The sequence below is a fragment of the Salinivibrio sp. IB574 genome, assembly GCF_001996205.1.
GTDB classification, from domain to species: domain Bacteria; phylum Pseudomonadota; class Gammaproteobacteria; order Enterobacterales; family Vibrionaceae; genus Salinivibrio; species Salinivibrio proteolyticus.
In genome coordinates, this window is sequence record NZ_MUFN01000029.1 from 19,791 (window position 1) to 38,007 (window position 18,217).

Genomic DNA, 18,217 nt, shown 5'->3' on the forward strand with positions numbered 1-18,217 from the left:
TTGGGGTAAGGGCCTGCCCTGCGGGCCCTTTTCTAGAGGTTAATAGGATTCATGACTTACAGTACGTTTTCTAAAGTCAACAACGACCCATTGAAAGAGCCAATGTTCTTTGGCCAATCGGTCAACGTGGCGCGTTACGACCAACAAAAATATGAAATTTTTGAAAAGCTGATCGAAAAACAGCTTTCTTTCTTTTGGCGCCCAGAAGAAGTTGACGTGTCAAGTGACCGCATTGATTACAACAAGTTACCCGAGCATGAGAAGCATATTTTCATCAGTAATTTGAAGTATCAAACGCTGCTCGATTCTATCCAAGGCCGTAGCCCGAATGTCGCCTTGCTTCCTCTGGTGTCAATTCCTGAGCTGGAAACTTGGATTGAGACGTGGAGTTTCTCAGAAACCATCCACTCACGCTCATACACCCACATTATCCGTAATATCGTTGCCGATCCGGCGATTGTATTTGATGATATTGTGATGAATGAGCACATCCAGAAGCGCGCCAACGACATTGCGCAGTACTATGACGACCTCATTCAAACCACTAACTACTATCACCAGTTAGGGGAAGGCACCCATACTATTAATGGCAAAACCATTAGCTTAAGCCTGCGTGCGTTAAAACGTAAGCTGTACCTGTGCCTGATGTCCGTGAATGCACTCGAAGCGATTCGTTTCTACGTCAGCTTTGCTTGTTCATTCGCCTTTGCGGAGCGTGAACTGATGGAAGGCAACGCCAAAATCATCAAGTTTATTGCCCGTGATGAGGCGCTTCACCTTACAGGCACCCAGCACATGCTGAATATTCTGCGTAGCGGGCAGGACGATCCAGAAATGGCTGAGATTGCCAAAGAGTGCGAGCAAGAGTGTTTTGATCTCTTCAAAGACGCCGCTGAGCAAGAGAAAGACTGGGCAGAATACCTGTTCCGTGATGGCTCTATGATTGGCTTGAACAAAGACATTCTTTGCCAGTACGTCGAATACATCACCAACTTACGTATGTCGGCAGTCGGCCTTGCCCCTGCATACGATAACGCCACCCAAAACCCGATTCCGTGGATCAATGCGTGGCTATCTTCCGACAATGTGCAGGTTGCACCGCAAGAAGCCGAAATTAGCTCATACCTCGTGGGTCAAATCGATAACGAAGTGAGCGTTGAAGACTTTGGTGACTTCGAGCTATGACCCGAATCACGATTGAAGTGAACGGTATCAAGGTGGGTGGCAACACCCACCAAAGTTTGCTTGAACAACTTGAGCAAGCCGGTATTCAACCCGAATATCAATGCCGCAATGGCATGTGCGGCGCGTGCCGTTGTCAATTGCAACAAGGTTCGGTCAAACAAGAAGACGCGATGGCATTTGTTCGTCCCGGGGAAATTCTTACTTGCCAAAGTACGCCACAGACCGATGTGTCAATTGAATTTGAATACCAGCCAGCAGCGAAAGCAAAAGTCGTTAATGAGTAGTGAGCCTACGCCCACTACTCCTCTCACCTTAGCGCCCAACAAGCACCGATTTAAGCAATCGTCTCAGCATCAATAAAAATGTCATCATGACGCGTTAATGATGCGTAATCGGCAATCACCGGCTGCCCATGAAGATAACGCCTTAACATGTCCAGCAATACCGTCGCCATATAACAGCGGGCGTTGTCATGGGAGAAATGGCGTTTAAAGCTTAGTCGCTGTCCCCACTCTCCGTCGGGGGTGGAAATCGCCACGCAAATTTGTCCATGAAGCTCAGGACCACATGCTAAACCAATTTGATGCTGGCCTTGTGCAATGGCCGCGCTGGCCATGGCTAATGAGGCAGCGAGCGGGTTGGCAACGGCTTGTTCGGGCACATGCGCATTTGACATGACCCAGCCTTGCTCGACCAAGTGTGCAGCTTGACCGTTTAACGTGCTAGCTAACCATCCGCCCGTAAATTGTTCCACCACCTTTAATACCGCACCTTGACGATTGAGATCGGCGGCCAGCGCTTGCACCATCGCTTGGTTGCAACTGACAACATGATCGCCAAGGCATGATTGCACCGCATCAATGAGCTGCACTTTATCGGGATGATCGTCAGCCATGAAGAGTTTCACTTCAATAAACGGCAGACTCGAGCGATAACCCAGCGTCACATCGTTAGGCAACGAAACAGATGCCATGGCATCGCTGATCCCCGATTCGGACAAGCCAAATGTGAACAAACGGTAACAAGAACGCGCACTGGGTGCATAGTTGTGGCTTAATTCAGGCAGAATCTGCTGCTCTACCATGCAGAAAAATTCTGAAGGCACCCCGGGTGTAAAGTAGAAGTGACAGCCATTTAAGTGGCAATAAAAGCCACAGGCAGTGCCATTGGGATTATCGATGAGGCGAGCGCCCTCAGGGAGCATGGCTTGTTTTAGGTTGCTTTGCGCCATAGGACGGCCATGACGCTCGTAGCGCTGCTTTAATTCATCCAGCCAGGTTTCATTGAGTGTCAGCTCTACGCCCATCGCCGACGCCATCGCTGCCGTGGTTAAATCATCGGTGGTTGGCCCTAACCCACCATTCACAATCACCACATCCTCGGTTTGAGATAGCCGAACAAGCTCAACCGCCATCTCATCGAGCTCATCCCCAACGGTGACCCGCCGAGACATCGCAAATCCATTTTCGTACAGCATGCGGGACAGCCAAGCCGCATTGGTATCTGTGATATCGCCAAGCAAAACTTCTTCACCGGTCGACAGCATCGCGATACGTGGCATGGGTGTTTTATGTTGTTGATTGTCCACCTAGCCGCTCCTTTTGATTAGTATCCTAGAGCATTGATTATGACATCACACGCCATTACGCACTAGCCCAAGCCAATCGTACACTTTATTTTACGGTGTCGTATCTGTATCATTACACTCATCAGTTTTTTAATCTGCATAAGCAGTGCACAATACGCATAAATTCACGTTATCTTTTGTGCGAACACAACAATTAACTTTTTATTTACACTGGTTAAACATTATATGAACAAGGTACTAGGAAGTTCGCTAATCATTGCAGGTACGACCATTGGCGCAGGCATGCTCGCGTTGCCGCTTGCCTCTGCAGGAATAGGGTTTGGCGCATCGATGGCGCTGATGGGGGTGATGTGGGCCTTGATGACCTACACCGCATTGTTGATGCTAGAAGTGCACCAATACGCCGACGCTGACGCCACCCTACACAGTCTCGCAAAACAATTTTTAGGGGATAAAGGCAAATGGCTGGCATCGTTCGCGATGCTGTTTCTTTTCTACTCGCTTTGCGCTGCTTACATTGCGGGCGGTGGTAGCCAGTTGAATGAGAAACTTGCACAGTGGTCCTCGATTCAACTCCCACCCGCAGCGGGCGCGGTGCTGTTTACCTTGGTGTTTGGATTGGTGGTGACACTAGGAACCAGCAAGGTAGATTTAATCAATCGTGGGCTATTCACGCTAAAAGTGGTGTTCTTGATCTTGGCTCTAACACTACTCACTCCCCATGTATCAAGCATTAATTTGGTCGAAATGCCGGTGGAGAAAGGCTTGATGGTTGCCGCACTCCCGGTCATTTTCACCTCGTTTGGCTTCCATGGCAGCATCCCTTCGATTGTACGTTATGTGGGGATTGATTTGCCCTCCTTGCGCAAGGTGATGATTATTGGTTCAACCTTACCCCTCGCCTTGTACATTTTTTGGCAGGTTGCGAGCTTGGGGAGCGTGGCGCAGTCAATCTTGCTACAAAACGGTGAGTTGTCACAATTTGTGAAAGTCATTCAGGCAGTGGTGCAACAAGACTATATTGCCTCGAGCATTTCGCTGTTCGCAGACTTGGCACTCGCCACGTCATTCTTAGGCGTGAGTTTAGGGTTGTTTGACTTTATTTCAGACAGCTTTAAGCGTCAGGACACAGTCGGCGGTCGACTGCAAACAGCAGCAATCACTTACTTACCACCGCTTGTTTTTGCGCTGTTCTATCCACAAGGCTTTATCACTGCCCTTGGCTATGCTGCCATCGCACTGGTTATTCTTGCAGTCGTGTTGCCGGTGCTAATGGTACGTAAGGCTCGCCAGACCGTCTCTACCGACAACCATTATCAGGTCATTGGCGGTAATTTAGGCCTGAGTTTGGCGATGGTCGGCGGTATCGCTGTGGTGGTTGCGCAATTTATGGCGTAAACCTCCCGCTCACCGTACACTATCAAAACGCCCAGCTTTGGCTGGGCGTTGCTTATGGGCAATGACACGCCTATCGCTATGTGCCTCTACCCACCTAAAAGCCCTCTGACCAAGGTACTCACCCCTGCTAACGTACACAGTACCAACATAGCGCGCCGAACCAGTACAGGCTTCACCTTCGGCGCGACACGGTAGGCTAACCACGTTGCGAGTAAAACCGCGGGCACCGCGAATGCGGCTTGCTGAACATGCCACCAAGTAAGATAGTCCGTCGCGCCCAGCGCAATCAAAGACAAGATACAGCTAATCACAAAGTAGCCGGCCAAGCAGGCACGCATCTTATTCACTTCCGCATGCTGTAATACCAGTGCCATCGGCGGCCCACCGATGCTGGTTGTGGTGCCCATGACCCCCGATGTAAACCCAGCAATAAAGAAGTTGAGGCGATTCGGTGCAATGTTGAGGCGTGCCATACTGGCAAACACTGCCAGTAAGACCGCCGTGCCAATGATGATTTCTAGCATTTGTGTCGTTACCACCAACATAATGGCGCCTGCTAGCATGGTGCCAGGCACACGCCCCAAGTACGCCCAGCTTAAATCACGAAAGGACAATTGGTGGCGATACTGCCACGCATTGATACTGGCGAGGGTCAGCCCCACCATTGAAATCGTGGTAGGGACCAATTTCGGATCAATCATAAGCAGCAGCGGCGCAGCGACAATCGCCATGCCAAAACCAATTAAACTTTGCACAAAACAGCCCAAGCCTAGGATCACGGCCACGGCAAATGACACGCTTAAATCTGCCATAGTAAAGCTTCTTTATATTAAGTTATTTGCGCGAAATTCTAGCGGCTAAGCGCACACGATACTATCACTCATTAACAGATTGATTACTCAGGCGTGTCAATTCTACGTAACACGTAATCAACGTGCTGGCGAAGCGCTTTCCTTAGCGACGCGTGGCATGAATAAGCAGATTGCGTGGCGTTAAGCTCGGCGCACAAAACTGGACCAGATCGACGTGATAGTTATATTGCTCAAGATACAGCACCCGATCGAGCGCTAGCCAAAGTTCTAAGGCTCGGCGGAACGCAGACTTCACGACATTGATTTGTTCCAGAATCACAAATCGCGCCTCTCCCCGAGCCAAATACGGCGTAAAGTCGGTATCGCTAGATACGGGTAAGCCTTTTTGCGTCGCGCCCCAATGACAAAACGCCTCAAAGCCATCATTCAGTTGCGACTTTTGAATTGCCGGCAGCGGTAAGTACTGGTCAGACTGAAAAGCATCACGCTGCCACTCATCAAACCCTAACCGGTATGTGACTTCTTGATAGCGCTGACGACGGACACGCTCACCACCGGTGGCCGCTTCTTGAACCGCGATTTTAAGATCGGTTTTGCTCAGGACCAATCCTGCTTGCTGCCCTACATCCGATAGAGGTTGATACGTGTTACCCGTGATCAATTGATAACAACACGGTGATACACTGATCGCGTTAAGATCGGCCGCAACCGCTTGGCGCAATAGGTGCACATGCAGATCGCCACAAGCATGCAGCGCCAAGGCATGATCGCAGCGATGAATTACGGGTACTGCGGCATCACTAAAGGCATCTAGGTGATGAAACTGCATCGGCAACTGGTGCTGTTCAGCATAAGCTTGGCCTTGTTCACAAAGCGCCTGCTGCCACTCTAAACTGTCCACTCGCGCGGGTGTACTTGCCGCCACAGCCCGGCCTAAATATCCTTTCCCCGCACACCACTCTAGATATCGTTGCGTTGATGGCTGTGTGGGGACGGCGCTCAAGTAAGCGCGGATTTGCGCCCACTTCCGCCCGGGGACGCCCACGCCAAGCCGCTCATCCATAGCCACTGCTGCCATCTTAGCCTCTGGGACATCCGTTAAGCGTGGAATCGCGGCCAACGCTGGCCACCAGTTCGCCAGTTGCTCTGCCACTTGATTCGGCGCCGCCTTCCATTGCGCGGCCTGTGAAATGTCGAGCGTTGAAAGCCATTCACACAGTTCAGGGCACGATGACCAAGGCAGACGCGCATGTGCCATCGGCATGGGTCGCCATAACCACTGATACTCCACCAGCAATTCGGTCAGTTGCTTAAATTGAACAAGATATAACGAGTTAGGCATCGGGCTGGCACCTTGATTGCTCGACAAATAGCGGCGTCACTGGGATCAAAAAGGGCTGCCGAAGCAGCCCTAATGGCAATCTATTATTTTATCGAATTGGCAGTGGAATGTCCTTAAACATTGCCTCAATTTCTTCGTTAGAGCGCAGTGCGACGGCTTGGTCAACAACGTTGCGCGTCAAATGAGGCGCGAAACGTTCGATAAAATCGTACATATAGCTTCGTAAGAAGGTTCCTTTACGAAAACCAATCTTGGTGGTGCTGGCACCAAAGATATGGCTCGCATCAATCGCTACCAAATCGGTATCTGTATGACTGTCCATCGCCATACTGGCAATCACCCCGACTCCAAGCCCCAATTTCACGTAAGTTTTTATCACATCGGCATCGGTCGCGGTGAAGACAATTTTGGGGGTGAGATGAGCGCGATGAAAGGCTTCATCTAGCTCTGAGCGACCAGTAAAGCCAAACACATAGGTCACCAGTGAATAGGCCGCTAAATCTTCGATGGTAATCTGCTTTTTCTGCGCCAGTGGGTGATCTGGGGTAACGATAATTGAGCGATTCCAGTGGTAACAAGGTAGCATCACCAGATCTTCATAGAGGTGAAAGGCTTCCGTTGCAATCGCAAAGTCCGACGTCCCTTTAGCGACCGAGTCTGAGATTTGCGTGGGTGTGCCTTGATGCATATGCAACGACACTTTCGGGAAACGCGCAGTGAAGGTTTTGATCACCTCAGGCAGTGCATAGCGCGCTTGGGTGTGCGTGGTTGAAATGTTCAGGTTCCCCATCTCTGGGTGGGTGTGCTCGCTTGCCACCGCCTTAATGCTCTCAACCCGTGAGAGAATATCTTGCGAAATAGAGACAATCGCCTCACCTGCTGGTGTCACTTTGGTTAAGTGCTTACCGCTCCGCTCAAAAATCTGCACGCCCAGCTCATCTTCTAACAACCTGACTTGTTTACTGATCCCTGGCTGAGAGGTATATAAACTCTCTGCCGTCGCAGACACATTCAAGTTATGATTGACGACTTCAACGATGTATCTAAGCTGTTGTAGTTTCATAGTGCAGACGCATGAGCCTCGTAATAAAAGTGACCGCCTTGGGATTTCTCTTCTTCATTTATATACCCAAATTCGATTATTTAATAGGCTTTGGTTATATAAACGTTAGTGATTGCACATTCACTAATCGATCCTGTGCCTATGGTGTGAGAAGGATGGAATATTCCTGCGAGGAAAACCCAGAATCAAGCAATTAGAGTCGCGAATTCCACCAACATGGGCCACACTCAAACAAACTGACACGAGATCGAACGTAAGTGAGGTTGAAACTCAGGTTAGAGACGGATCACTGAACCGTGTTAACACCTGTATTCATGCTATCTCTGACCTTAGAGATCGTGTATCTTAATCAGTTGAGTTTATTACAAGGAACATCGACGCTGAATTATGAATATTGCCTTGATAGCTGGCCTTTGTGTCATATTGCTCGGCCTGATTGTCGGCTACAACATTTTGGCTCAACAGCGCAAACAGATTGAATCGCATAAGCGTCAAGAAATGGCCAAACACATTGCGGTAATCGACGCCACCGAAGAGCTAATTGGTAACGCTCACAACCTGCCTTATAGCGGGACTTTATTAGTTTGCTTGAACAAGAAGATCCTTGATTCACTTAAAGCGATGCATGAGATCGATAACTCAGATAAATCTATTCCGCAGCGTATCAGCGCCACGCAAGCGCAAATTGACCAAATTAAACAGAGTTTCTCGAACAAAGAATCGACATCGTTTCGTGTCCCAGATAGCGACCGCCAAGCCATTTCCATGCTGAAACTGGTAAAGCGCCTTCGCTCGGTGATTAAGGCAGAGCACTCAAAAGGCCGTTTACAAACCCAAGCCTTTGTGGCTGAGAATGCGCGCCTTGAGCAGATGCAGCTCAAAATCAATATTGAGAACGTGGTGAAGCGCTCTAACGAAGCAAAGCGCAAAGGCCAGTTAGGAACGGCACAACAATTGTTGAAGAAAGCGATCGATGTATTGAGTACCAAAAACGACAATTACTCGGCGCAAATGAAAGAACGCCTTCAGCAAATGCACACTGAAGTGACACAAACACTCAACACTGGTCACGAAAAGAGCAAGTCCGATCAAGAGCAAGAGAAAAGTGAACTCGACGAACTCTTCGCACCAAAGAAAAAATGGTGATGGGCACAAAGCGAATAATAGACTCAAAAAAGGCGCTTATCGCGCCTTTTTTATTAGCTTAACGCCGGCATCTCCGGCTTAAGCGCTAAATCGCATTTTGATATGGTCAAGCACCCCATCCGACGCTTCTTCCAGCAAATCCAAGACTTTTTCAAACCCCTGCGCGCCACCGTAGTAGGGATCGGGGATTTCCTGTTCTTCTCCCTCACTCCAACTTAAAAACAAAGAGAGCTTGGATTGATACGCGTCCGGACACATTATTTGTAAGTCGGATAAGTTGCTCTGATCCGCCGCCAATATCATATCGTGTTTTGCAAAATCATCGGGCTGGATCTGTCGAGCACGAATACCTGCGAAGGAATACCCTCTCGCTTCTCCCGCTTTTTGACTACGTGGGTCGGGCGGATTACCTTGGTGGTATCCCGCCGTCCCTGCCGAGTCGATACGAACCGCCAGTCCTCTGGCCTCAGCACGTGCTCTAAGCACGGCTTCAGCTGTCGGTGAGCGACAGATATTGCCTAAACATACCACCAACACACTGGGTATCGTTGCCGCTTCCTTCATTCACTATTACTCCTGTTGCCTACGAGCTCACAGTGTATCAGGCCGTCTATTTGCGCGACTAGCTTAGTGCCACCGTATAATCAATCACAATTAAATCCTCAATCACGGGACGAAACACTGCCTTTAACGCTTCGTGTGCAGGATGGGGCAAGTAGGTTTGTCGCGCCGTCTCATCACGAAAGGTCATTAAAATCACATGGCTGTAGCCTTGGTTTTTCCCCTCTGGGCTATTGTTTTCGCCCCATTCCACAGACTCTACACCTTCAATGGTTGAGGGCATCGCCTCGAACGCATCACGGACAGCCTGAATCTGCGCATCACGTGCATTGGGCACAAACCGTACTACCAGTACATGACGTATCATTTTAAATTCCTTATTGATTTGCCAAATCGACGCTCAATTGTTCGGAAAGGAACTGATTGAATGCTTGCCAAGACTGTTTGTCGGCTTGTTCGCGATAACGCTCCGAACCAAAAACAGTAAAGGCATGAGGCGCCCCAGCATACACTTGCGACCAGTAATCAAGGTTGGCAGCTTCGAGTTCATTAATCAGCTGCGCAAATTCACTCATGGGAACGGCTTTATCCGCACCACCGTGAGCAATAAAAAGTGGTGCAATATCTTGTGAATACGCCTGTCCACTTGGGGTTTCCAAGCCACCGTGAAAACTGGCATAACCACTGACTGGCATCTGCTGCGGATTGCGTGCAAGTTCGAGTGTCACTGTCCCACCAAAGCAATATCCTGCCACCACAGGCGCCTCAATCCCTTGCGACTTTGCCGCTTCCATGCCCGCTTGAATTAAGGTTTGCATCCGTGCTCTATCTTTATAAAGCGCGCCTGTCGCCGCCCGCTTCGCCTCTAGCGTTTGAGGCCGGTTCCCTTTACCGAACATATCAAGCGCAAAAACACGATACCCCATTCCCGCCAACATGTCCGCTCGTTGCTGCTCATACTCAGTCAGCCCATCCCAGTCATGGATGATCACCACACTGCCCTTTTCAACCGAGCTAGGAGTCGCTAAATACCCGGAAAACATCTCATTGTCCCATTGATAATCGATCTGCTCTCCCGCCAATACCGGAAGTGAGAAAAGACATGTTACTGCCGCTAGACGTCGCATTGTTTGTTTCATCATTTCATCCTTGGTTGGTCTATGTATGGGTGGTGTTCAGTGCATGGTCTCTTTACTATAGACACAGGTTCATCGTTTATTGGAAATCAAATGTCTGAACAGGGTCATAAAAAACGCCAACAAAAACTCAAAGAGAGGGTAGATGCCCGCGTAGAAGCGGCTCAGCAAGAAAAAGGATTACTGCTGATAGTGACGGGGAATGGAAAAGGCAAATCAACCTCTGCCTTCGGTACAGTAGCACGAGCAACGGGCCACGGGCTCAAATGCGGGGTGGCGCAGTTTATAAAGGGAACGTGGGCATGTGGCGAGCGCGATCTGCTATCGCAGCATGGCGTTGACTTTCACGTGATGGGCACCGGATTTACATGGGATACCCAAGACAAAACCGCCGATACGGAAGCCGCGCAGCAAATCTGGCAACACTGCCAAGCCATGCTGGCTGATCCAAACTACGACTTGGTCGTTCTTGATGAGATCACCTATATGATCACCTACGGTTATATTGAACTAGACAGCGTGGTCGCCGCATTACAGGCAAGGCCCGCCGACCAATCAGTGATTATCACCGGCCGAGGTGCCCACCGCCAGTTGGTAGATATGGCCGATACGGTCTCAGAAGTCCGTAACGTGAAGCATGCGTTTGATGCTGGGATAAAAGCGCGCCAAGGTATCGACTGGTAGTTCTGGTTTAACCATAAAAAATGGGCGAATACGCCCATTTTTATTGATGCTGCTGCCCAACCTCAGGAGGCTGAACGGACCTTTGCCTGTTGTTCCTCATTCGGGTAGCAATCTTTTTGATTACACAACAAAGCATCAATCGACTGGTCGCCGAGTAAGCGCCGCCAGAGGGCAGGGATAGTGCGAGGCAAGACCGGCCCTGGCTCTAGCTGACGGGGGGGAACAGGGCGCCATTCTCCTTGGTCACTTTGCTCGGCAAGCAAAAACTGGAACGGCCGATAGTTCGCCATACCTAATCGCAAGTCTGTGACAACTTGCTGCCCCCCACGATTTTCATAGCGTAAAAAGTCCCGGGCAAAAAAGCGCAAGGCGGTCAATGATTCTGACTCCGCCAGTGGCCATCCTTGCTGCTCAAACGCCATCCAATCGATATCTGGTGTTTTATCCAATCGCGAGGCAAGCCCTTCCCAATAGGTCTGCTCCCCTCTTACCACAATACGCCAAAGCACCGTATTAAACGGCGTAGGGGTAATAAACATAGGCTTTCCCGCCAGCTCAGTGCCTTGGGTTTGTTGTGCCACGCGCGCTTTTATTTGCTCAAGCTGATACACAGAACTTAATAAATAAAGACTCGAGGCGATCAGTCCAATCACGCATAGTCTTGCTGCGTTGGCTCTCCAAACTAGCGCCGCAAGCACACCGATCAGCAGTGGCAGCGTATACAAGGGGTCGATGATAAAGATACTAGCGACCGCAACAGGCGGCTTATCCAGCGGCCAAAAGAGTTGCGTGCCATACGCCGTCATAGAATCAAGCAATGGATGGGTAACCAACACACTGACCACCAGCACCATCAGCTGCCATAAAGGCCATGCTTTATCACTCAAGCGCCACCACAGTGCCGCTATCGCGACACCCAAGGGCGGTAACACAAACAGTGAATGGCTAAAGCCCCGGTGGTTGACGGTATTCGCTACCGGATCGCCATAATCAATGACGACGTCGAGATCTGGTAAGGTTCCTAGCAGTGCCCCCGCCAAGAGCACCTTAGGGCTACAGCGTCGGCCTGCGACCATACCCGCGACAGCCGCGCCCAAGGCAGCTTGTGTTACAGAATCCATATCCGATATCTGTCCTTTATCCTGTTTGTATTAGATAGCTTGGTGCCGCATAAAGCGATCATTGAAACAGGTTGAGTAGCTTGTCAGCCGCCTCTTTCACTTTCTCGTCATCGGCTTTATCCCCGAGCAATTTTTTAATGCCGCGTTGCGCTTCTTTACGCGCTTTCTCTTCCAGCACTTTATTGCTACTCAGTAGCTTTTTAATGTCGAGTTTGTAGCTTGGCGCCTGCCAAGTTCCCGCAACATCAACGGGAATGGTCACATCCCGCAGTTCATCGATGTCTTTGCCGCCTTGGCCTTTGCTGGTCTCGACCACAGAGGTATACACCGCAAAATCGAGCGTCTCTTTCAATAAATCTGTCTGCCCTTCACTGCGTACGCGCAACGCAGGTGCTTCCAGCAATAAATCGTTGGTCCGCGCCATCCCATTTCCAAGCACAAAGCTTGCGGTCAGCGCACTGAAGTCGGTTTTACGGACTTCGTCAACATATCCCGACTTCTCACCTTTGAGCGTTGCCTTGGCTTCACGCAGCATCTGCGCCAAATTGATCCCATTGATTGCACCGTCTTCAAAGAAGATCGCAACACGGCCATTGATGGCTTCACGCAATGCATAAGGAGATAGCCCCTTACCTTGTACATTGACGTCAACGTTTCCTTTGCCTGCTAATAGATCAACTTCGGCAGCGTCTTGAAGCAGCGGTAGCACCTCGATACCTCGCGCCCGTTTGCTGACCTCGTACCGTGCCGGCGAGACTGACGCATCCAATACCGCACTTGCCGATACCGTGCCTTGATAGGCCTCTGTCACAAAGCGCGATAAGGTGACTTTACCCCGGTTAATGGCCACTTCGGCTTCAGTTTGACCGAGTTCGACGTTAGCGACTTTGAGTCCTTGAAGGGCAAGGGTTCCCGCTACATCCAATTGTTGTAGTGCGGATAGATCAGGCTCTTCTCGACTCAATGCTAGCGTTGTTTGCGCTTGTGGGGCAGCCGATGATGAAGGCGCCGAAGCGGCATTGCCTTTATCTTGTTGGGGCGCCTCTGTCGTGGTGGGCAGTAATGCATCCACATCAATGCGGTTGGTGTTCAGCGCAAAACGAACTTGGGGAATATCAGTGAGCTTGACGGCCACTTTGCCATCCACGATCACTTGGTCGGTGTTTAAACGACCAACAAGATCCGTCACCGTGACCACATTCGCGTCCATATCATAATCAATATCCGCTGACAGCTGCTGCGTGATTGACTGGTTAGGCACCGCCTCACCCGAGACCGTAGTCAACATATCCAGCCCTTGAATCGCAAACTGCCTCAAAGACGACGCAACTGTGACTTGCGCTTTACCCGACGTTTCCACGTCCATATCTGCGGTCTTTAACTTGGCGTTAAACCCAAGCGCTGAAGCCTCACCCAGCGCAAAGCTTTCTAAGGTAAGATTTGCTTCGCGCAGTGTCACGTCTCCCGATTGCGCAGATAATGTCATCGCAAACTGACGTAACTGACTTTGCATGGGCTCCGTCATCAATTTCACATCACCTTGGCCTTGTAGGGAGAAGGTTTCTGCATTTTGGCTTCCCACCAGCGAAACGCTTACCGGCGTCCACACCGCCGGTGCCAAATTGCCAATCTCTACATTCACCTCATCAAGACGTGTCTGTGTACTCGCTTGATCATCTTTGAGCAGCACACTGGCATTACTGATACGCAACCCTTGTAGCGTTATATCCCAGCCAGCAGCCTGTGTTTCGGCTGGTGATGCTGAGTTGCTCGGTGTCACAGGTGTGCTTTCCGTGGTGGTTTCAGACTCGGCTTGCTGTGGGGTAAGGTTAGTTTCACCATTGGCAAGCGTTTGGACAAAAATACGCGGGTCTTGCAGTAAGATTTCACCCACATGGAGCTGCTGAGACAGTAAAGGCAACACATCAATAGACATTTGCGCGCGAGACAGCGCGAGCAAATTTGGCTCATCAAACCCGGGGCGGTTTTTCACTGCCACATCCGCCACTGAGAAGCCCAAGCTCGGCCAAAACTGCCAATCGATATCACCATCAATGACCAAATCAAAGCCAGTTTGCTGCTTCACTTGCTCAACTAACATCGGCTTAAATTGATTCGGGTTAATGGTGGCGACAACGGCGGCCAGACCGCCGATAAGGATGACCAGTAACCCAGCCACTATCGCCGCAATTTTCTTTACCATCACTGTATGCTCCTTGTTCGCGTGGCGAAAATAACGCGTTATATTTGATAGCGTTATCGACCACAGTTCGACAATCTGGTTCCATTTCATCAAAAAATGCGCCCGTAGGCGCATTTTGATAGTTAAGCCTTATCTTGGCTAATTCGCGAGGCGACCGCCCCTTGTTGGTTCTTATATTTGGCGTTATCACGCTTATTGTAGGGTTGCTCTGCCGGACCTGACATGGGCTCAAAGCTAAGCGCGCCAATGGGCATGCCTGGGCGCAGTGCAAGCGGCAAGCGGCCATTATTATAAAACTCTAACACAATGCGGCCCGACCAACCTGGATCGATACGATGCGCGGTCACATGCACCATCAGTCCCAAACGCGCCAATGATGAACGGCCATCAAGCCAGCCAACAATATCATCGGGTAACGTCACGGATTCATGAGTGACTGCCAGAGCCAGCTGCCCGGGGTGCAAATAAAACGCCTCTCCTTCAGCAACCTCGATTTCATCACTCATCACCTTTTCGAGTTGCGCATTGACCTCTTCTTTTGGGCCAGACAAGTCGATATAGGGGGCGCCATGATCATTAAAGACACGAAATTGGTTACCTAGGGTCACATCAGCCGTGACACCTGAAATCGATGCATCAGCCGGACGCGGATCAATTTTGATGCGGCCATCATCGAGGTGCTCTTTGATATGCCTGTCGCACAGTCGCATCGGGGTTCCTCACTGTAGATGGTTTTAGAACACGGCACCACGCAAGGTCGCATGTGCCGCTATTCGCTAGATTATCGGTTGGTTTACGCTTTTAGCAAACGGGCAATATGCGCTTTTAGCACATCAATGGCAATCCGGTTTTTACCCCCGCGAGGCACAATGATGTCTGCATATTGTTTTGACGGCTCAATAAACTGCATAAACATAGGGCGGACCGTCTTTTGATATTGCTCCATGACAGAATCCATGGTGCGGCCACGCTCGGCAACATCACGTTTCATGCGGCGTAGCAAACAGATATCAAGTGGGGTGTCCATAAAGACGCTAGCGTGGATCAAATTGCGAAGACGAGGATCGGTGAGCAGCAGAATACCTTCGAGGATAATGACTTTTTTCGGGGTCATCGTCGTGGTTTCCGCCATTCGGGTGTGCTCAGAATAACTATAAACCGGCACATCAACCGACTGACCGGCGACCAATGCTTCCAAATGCTCACACAACAGATCGTGATCCAGTGCCTGTGGGTGGTCATAATTCGTTTTTACGCGCTCTTCCATGCTGAGGTGGCTTTGATCGCGGTAGTATCTATCTTCCGTGATCACGCCGATTTGATGATCGCCGACTTTTTCCTTTAATTCCTTATAAATGGTGCTGGCGATAAGGCTTTTACCGGATGCAGAGGCGCCTGCGATGCCGATAATAACGCAGTGGTGGTTGTTATCACTCATAATATGAATACCCAGAGGAAACTTGGCGGAATCAACATAAACCGCCTGATTATAGGGAGTTGAGCCGGCTGGCGCCAGTGAAAATCTTGCTTGATCGCCACATCAGCCGGCATTCGCGTCTCAACAGCGGTCCGTGCTCAACCTCTAGGACAAGGTTTGTATAGCTATCTGTTCAGGACGCGTTTCACCTTGCCAATACAGTTTACTCGCCACCGTGCTCGCCATATCACGATACGCATGGGTATGCTCGCTCTCAGGACGTGCCACCACGCTTGGCTTTCCGCTATCAATGTCTTCACGAATGGATACATGCAATGGCACCTGCGCCAAAACTGGCGTGCCTTGCTGCTTCGCCATTTTTTCCGCGCCGCCCGTGCCAAAAATTGCCTCATGATGCCCACAGTGAGAACAAATGTGATAACTCATGTTCTCAACCACCCCTAACACAGGGACCGAGACTTTCTCAAACATCGCCACGCCTTTTATCGCATCGGCGAGTGCAAGGTCTTGCGGCGTCGTCACGACCACCGCGCCGTTTACCGGAAACTGTTGCGCCAAGCTTAATTGAATGTCGCCCGTCCCCGGTGGCATATCTACCACCAAATAATCCACGTCAGGCCAGCGGGTTTCATTGATTAATTGAGCGAACGCTTTCGACGCCATCGGACCACGCCAAACTGTCGCGTTGTCGGCCGGGACAAGATAACCAATCGAATTCGAGACAATGCCATAGCGCGACACAGGCTCCATCAGTTTGCCATCGTGGGTTTGCGGTTCGCTATGCTGTGCACCGAGCATGAGAGGCACAGATGGTCCATAGATATCTGCATCCAACAGCCCCACACTTGCCCCTTCCGCGTGCAAGGCAAGCGCTAAGTTCACCGCTGTGGTGGACTTACCAACGCCCCCTTTTGCCGAACTGACCACAATCAGGTTTTTCACCCCTTTTACCGGCGCTTTGTCACCGGCTTTCAGCGGAGCGACGCGCTGGGTCAATGAAAACTGGCTTGCGTTTTCCGGTACCTGTACGGCGAGCCAATCAGAGAGCGCTTGGATAATCGACCCCGCAGCAAAAGGAAACACCACCTCAATACTGTTTTCATGACCCTTGACCCAATGTGGCTGGCTTGCCCATTGGTCGATCAACCCCGGATGAGAGAATTGATTAAGTAACGTCACCGCTGCGTCTTGGCTCATCACTGATGCCGCTTTTTTCGTTGATTTGTTCTTTTTGCCGCCAAAAAACATGCTTCACCGTCCAATTTATTCATTATTTGGGTCCGCGTCCCTAACCAATTATGCGTAAACGCCTTATGACACGGCCTTGCTCTAGGCAAGGCATATCGTATCAGGTAAGATTTCCGCAATCATTCCATTCATATCATAAGAGCGAACAAACAAGATTATGGCTGCAAACCCACGTAAAATTTTGGTGACCTGTGCGCTGCCTTATGCGAACGGCTCAATCCATTTGGGCCACATGCTCGAGCATATTCAGGCAGATGTATGGGTCCGCTATCAGCGCCTGCGCGGCAATACCACTCACTTTATTTGTGCCGACGATGCTCACGGCACGCCTATTATGTTGAAAGCGCAGCAAATGGGCGTGGAGCCCGAAGCCATGATCGCCGATGTGCAAAAAGAGCATAAAGCCGACTTTGATGGCTTTAACATCAGCTTTGATAACTATCACAGCACGCACAGCGAAGAAAACCGCGAGTTGGCGTCATTCATTTACACCCAATTGCGCGATAAAGGCTATATCACCAGCCGTACGATTTCACAGCTGTTCGATCCTGAAAAAGAAATGTTCTTACCGGATCGTTTCGTCAAAGGTGAGTGCCCGAAATGTCACGCTGACGACCAATATGGCGATAACTGTGACAACTGTGGCGAAACCTATGCACCGACGGAGCTCATTAATCCTCGCTCGGCAGTCAGCGGTGCCACCCCTGTGATGCGCGACTCTGAGCACTTTTTCTTTGATTTGCCGCAGTTTGAGCAAATGCTGAATACCTGGACCAAATCAGGTGCGCTGCAAAGCGAAATTGCCAACAAAATGAACGAGTGGTTCGAAACCGGTCTGCAACAGTGGGATATCTCGCGTGATGCGCCCTATTTTGGTTTTGAGATCCCAGACCAACCCGGTAAGTTCTTCTACGTTTGGCTCGACGCCCCAATTGGTTATATGGGCTCGTTCAAAAACTATTGCAACAAGCACAACGACATCGACTTTGACGAATACTGGAAAGAAAATAGCGAAGCCGAGCTTTATCACTTTATCGGTAAAGACATCGTCTATTTCCACAGCTTGTTCTGGCCAGCGATGCTGGATGGCGCTGGATTCCGTAAGCCAAACAACGTCTTTGTGCATGGCTATGTAACAGTAAACGGCGCGAAAATGTCCAAATCGAAAGGGACATTTATCAAAGCCAGCACTTATCTAAAACATCTCGACCCTGAGTGTTTGCGTTACTATTACGCCGCGAAGCTAAACAGCCGTATCGATGACCTTGACCTGAGCTTGGATGATTTCATCC

The 18,217-nt window shown here is 50.2% G+C and carries 18 protein-coding genes; 6 read left to right on the forward strand and 12 right to left on the reverse strand.

Going from position 1 to position 18,217, the window contains the following annotated elements:
• The first annotated feature begins 51 nt into the window (after positions 1–51).
• Together nrdB and yfaE are read left to right on the forward strand one after the other, a co-directional pair.
• Positions 52–1,185 (forward strand): class Ia ribonucleoside-diphosphate reductase subunit beta, encoded by a 1,134-nt coding sequence (nrdB, locus tag BZJ17_RS13565; protein ID WP_069588853.1) that lies wholly within the window; start codon positions 52–54, stop codon positions 1,183–1,185.
• On the forward strand, positions 1,182–1,469 hold the full coding sequence (gene yfaE / locus BZJ17_RS13570) for a class I ribonucleotide reductase maintenance protein YfaE (RefSeq protein WP_069588850.1): 288 nt from the start codon (positions 1,182–1,184) through the stop codon (positions 1,467–1,469). Before nrdB ends, yfaE begins: the two co-directional genes overlap by 4 nt.
• 50 nt (positions 1,470–1,519) lie before the next feature.
• On the opposite strand, the gene BZJ17_RS13575 is transcribed toward yfaE, so the two are convergent.
• Positions 1,520–2,773, reverse strand: a complete 1,254-nt coding sequence (locus BZJ17_RS13575; protein ID WP_241836809.1) for a CinA family nicotinamide mononucleotide deamidase-related protein — start codon at positions 2,771–2,773, stop codon at positions 1,520–1,522.
• Between the two features lie 225 nt (positions 2,774–2,998).
• Between BZJ17_RS13575 and tyrP the strand changes: the two genes are divergently transcribed.
• Positions 2,999–4,171 (forward strand): tyrosine transporter TyrP, encoded by a 1,173-nt coding sequence (gene tyrP, locus BZJ17_RS13580; RefSeq protein WP_069588848.1) that lies wholly within the window; start codon positions 2,999–3,001, stop codon positions 4,169–4,171.
• An 86-nt stretch (positions 4,172–4,257) separates the two neighbouring features.
• Here tyrP and BZJ17_RS13585 read toward each other — a convergent pair whose 3' ends face one another.
• The 3 genes from BZJ17_RS13585 to cysB form a co-directional block, all read right to left on the reverse strand.
• Entirely contained in the window at positions 4,258–4,983 is a 726-nt protein-coding gene (locus tag BZJ17_RS13585) for a sulfite exporter TauE/SafE family protein (protein WP_077641080.1), read from the reverse strand.
• 142 nt (positions 4,984–5,125) lie between these two features.
• Positions 5,126–6,325, reverse strand: a complete 1,200-nt coding sequence (locus tag BZJ17_RS13590) for a methyltransferase (RefSeq protein WP_077641081.1) — start codon at positions 6,323–6,325, stop codon at positions 5,126–5,128.
• Between the two features lie 88 nt (positions 6,326–6,413).
• Positions 6,414–7,388: an HTH-type transcriptional regulator CysB gene (cysB, locus tag BZJ17_RS13595; RefSeq protein WP_077641082.1), complete on the reverse strand. Its 975-nt coding sequence runs from the start codon at positions 7,386–7,388 to the stop codon at positions 6,414–6,416.
• 387 nt (positions 7,389–7,775) lie between these two features.
• On the opposite strand from cysB, the gene BZJ17_RS13600 reads away from it, so the two are divergent.
• The gene (locus BZJ17_RS13600) at positions 7,776–8,534 is read left to right on the forward strand and encodes a DNA repair protein (RefSeq protein WP_077641083.1); all 759 of its coding nucleotides are present in this window, start codon (positions 7,776–7,778) and stop codon (positions 8,532–8,534) included.
• Between the two features lie 78 nt (positions 8,535–8,612).
• Here the strand turns inward: BZJ17_RS13600 and BZJ17_RS13605 are convergent, their stop codons facing one another.
• The 3 genes from BZJ17_RS13605 to BZJ17_RS13615 form a co-directional block, all read right to left on the reverse strand.
• Positions 8,613–9,080, reverse strand: coding sequence for a low molecular weight protein-tyrosine-phosphatase (locus BZJ17_RS13605; RefSeq protein ID WP_198534168.1), 468 nt, complete (start codon positions 9,078–9,080; stop codon positions 8,613–8,615).
• A gap of 76 nt (positions 9,081–9,156) precedes the next feature.
• Complete coding sequence (locus BZJ17_RS13610) at positions 9,157–9,462, reverse strand: Dabb family protein (protein WP_077641085.1); 306 nt, start codon at positions 9,460–9,462, stop codon at positions 9,157–9,159.
• A gap of 10 nt (positions 9,463–9,472) precedes the next feature.
• Positions 9,473–10,237: a dienelactone hydrolase family protein gene (locus tag BZJ17_RS13615; RefSeq protein WP_240531869.1), complete on the reverse strand. Its 765-nt coding sequence runs from the start codon at positions 10,235–10,237 to the stop codon at positions 9,473–9,475.
• 87 nt (positions 10,238–10,324) lie between these two features.
• Here BZJ17_RS13615 and cobO point away from each other — a divergent pair, with 87 nt between their 5' ends.
• Positions 10,325–10,915: a cob(I)yrinic acid a,c-diamide adenosyltransferase gene (cobO, locus tag BZJ17_RS13620; RefSeq protein ID WP_077641086.1), complete on the forward strand. Its 591-nt coding sequence runs from the start codon at positions 10,325–10,327 to the stop codon at positions 10,913–10,915.
• 62 nt (positions 10,916–10,977) lie between these two features.
• On the opposite strand, the gene BZJ17_RS13625 is transcribed toward cobO, so the two are convergent.
• The 5 genes from BZJ17_RS13625 to apbC all read right to left on the reverse strand — a co-directional run bounded on the left by BZJ17_RS13625 (position 10,978) and on the right by apbC (position 16,925).
• A complete protein-coding gene (locus BZJ17_RS13625) occupies positions 10,978–12,036 on the reverse strand; it encodes a metal-dependent hydrolase (RefSeq protein ID WP_077641087.1) in 1,059 nt (352 codons plus the stop codon).
• 58 nt (positions 12,037–12,094) lie between these two features.
• A complete protein-coding gene (locus BZJ17_RS13630) occupies positions 12,095–14,239 on the reverse strand; it encodes an AsmA family protein (protein WP_241836810.1) in 2,145 nt (714 codons plus the stop codon).
• A gap of 122 nt (positions 14,240–14,361) precedes the next feature.
• Positions 14,362–14,949 (reverse strand): dCTP deaminase, encoded by a 588-nt coding sequence (dcd, locus tag BZJ17_RS13635; RefSeq protein WP_069588830.1) that lies wholly within the window; start codon positions 14,947–14,949, stop codon positions 14,362–14,364.
• An 83-nt stretch (positions 14,950–15,032) separates the two neighbouring features.
• Positions 15,033–15,677 carry a uridine kinase gene (gene udk, locus BZJ17_RS13640; protein WP_069588827.1) on the reverse strand — a complete coding sequence of 215 codons (645 nt, stop codon included), beginning with the start codon at positions 15,675–15,677 and terminating at the stop codon, positions 15,033–15,035.
• Between the two features lie 144 nt (positions 15,678–15,821).
• Complete coding sequence (apbC, locus tag BZJ17_RS13645) at positions 15,822–16,925, reverse strand: iron-sulfur cluster carrier protein ApbC (RefSeq protein ID WP_077641089.1); 1,104 nt, start codon at positions 16,923–16,925, stop codon at positions 15,822–15,824.
• A gap of 157 nt (positions 16,926–17,082) precedes the next feature.
• Between apbC and metG the strand changes: the two genes are divergently transcribed.
• The coding region (gene metG, locus BZJ17_RS13650) for a methionine--tRNA ligase (protein ID WP_077641090.1) at positions 17,083–18,217 on the forward strand (1,135 nt) is incomplete at its 3' end.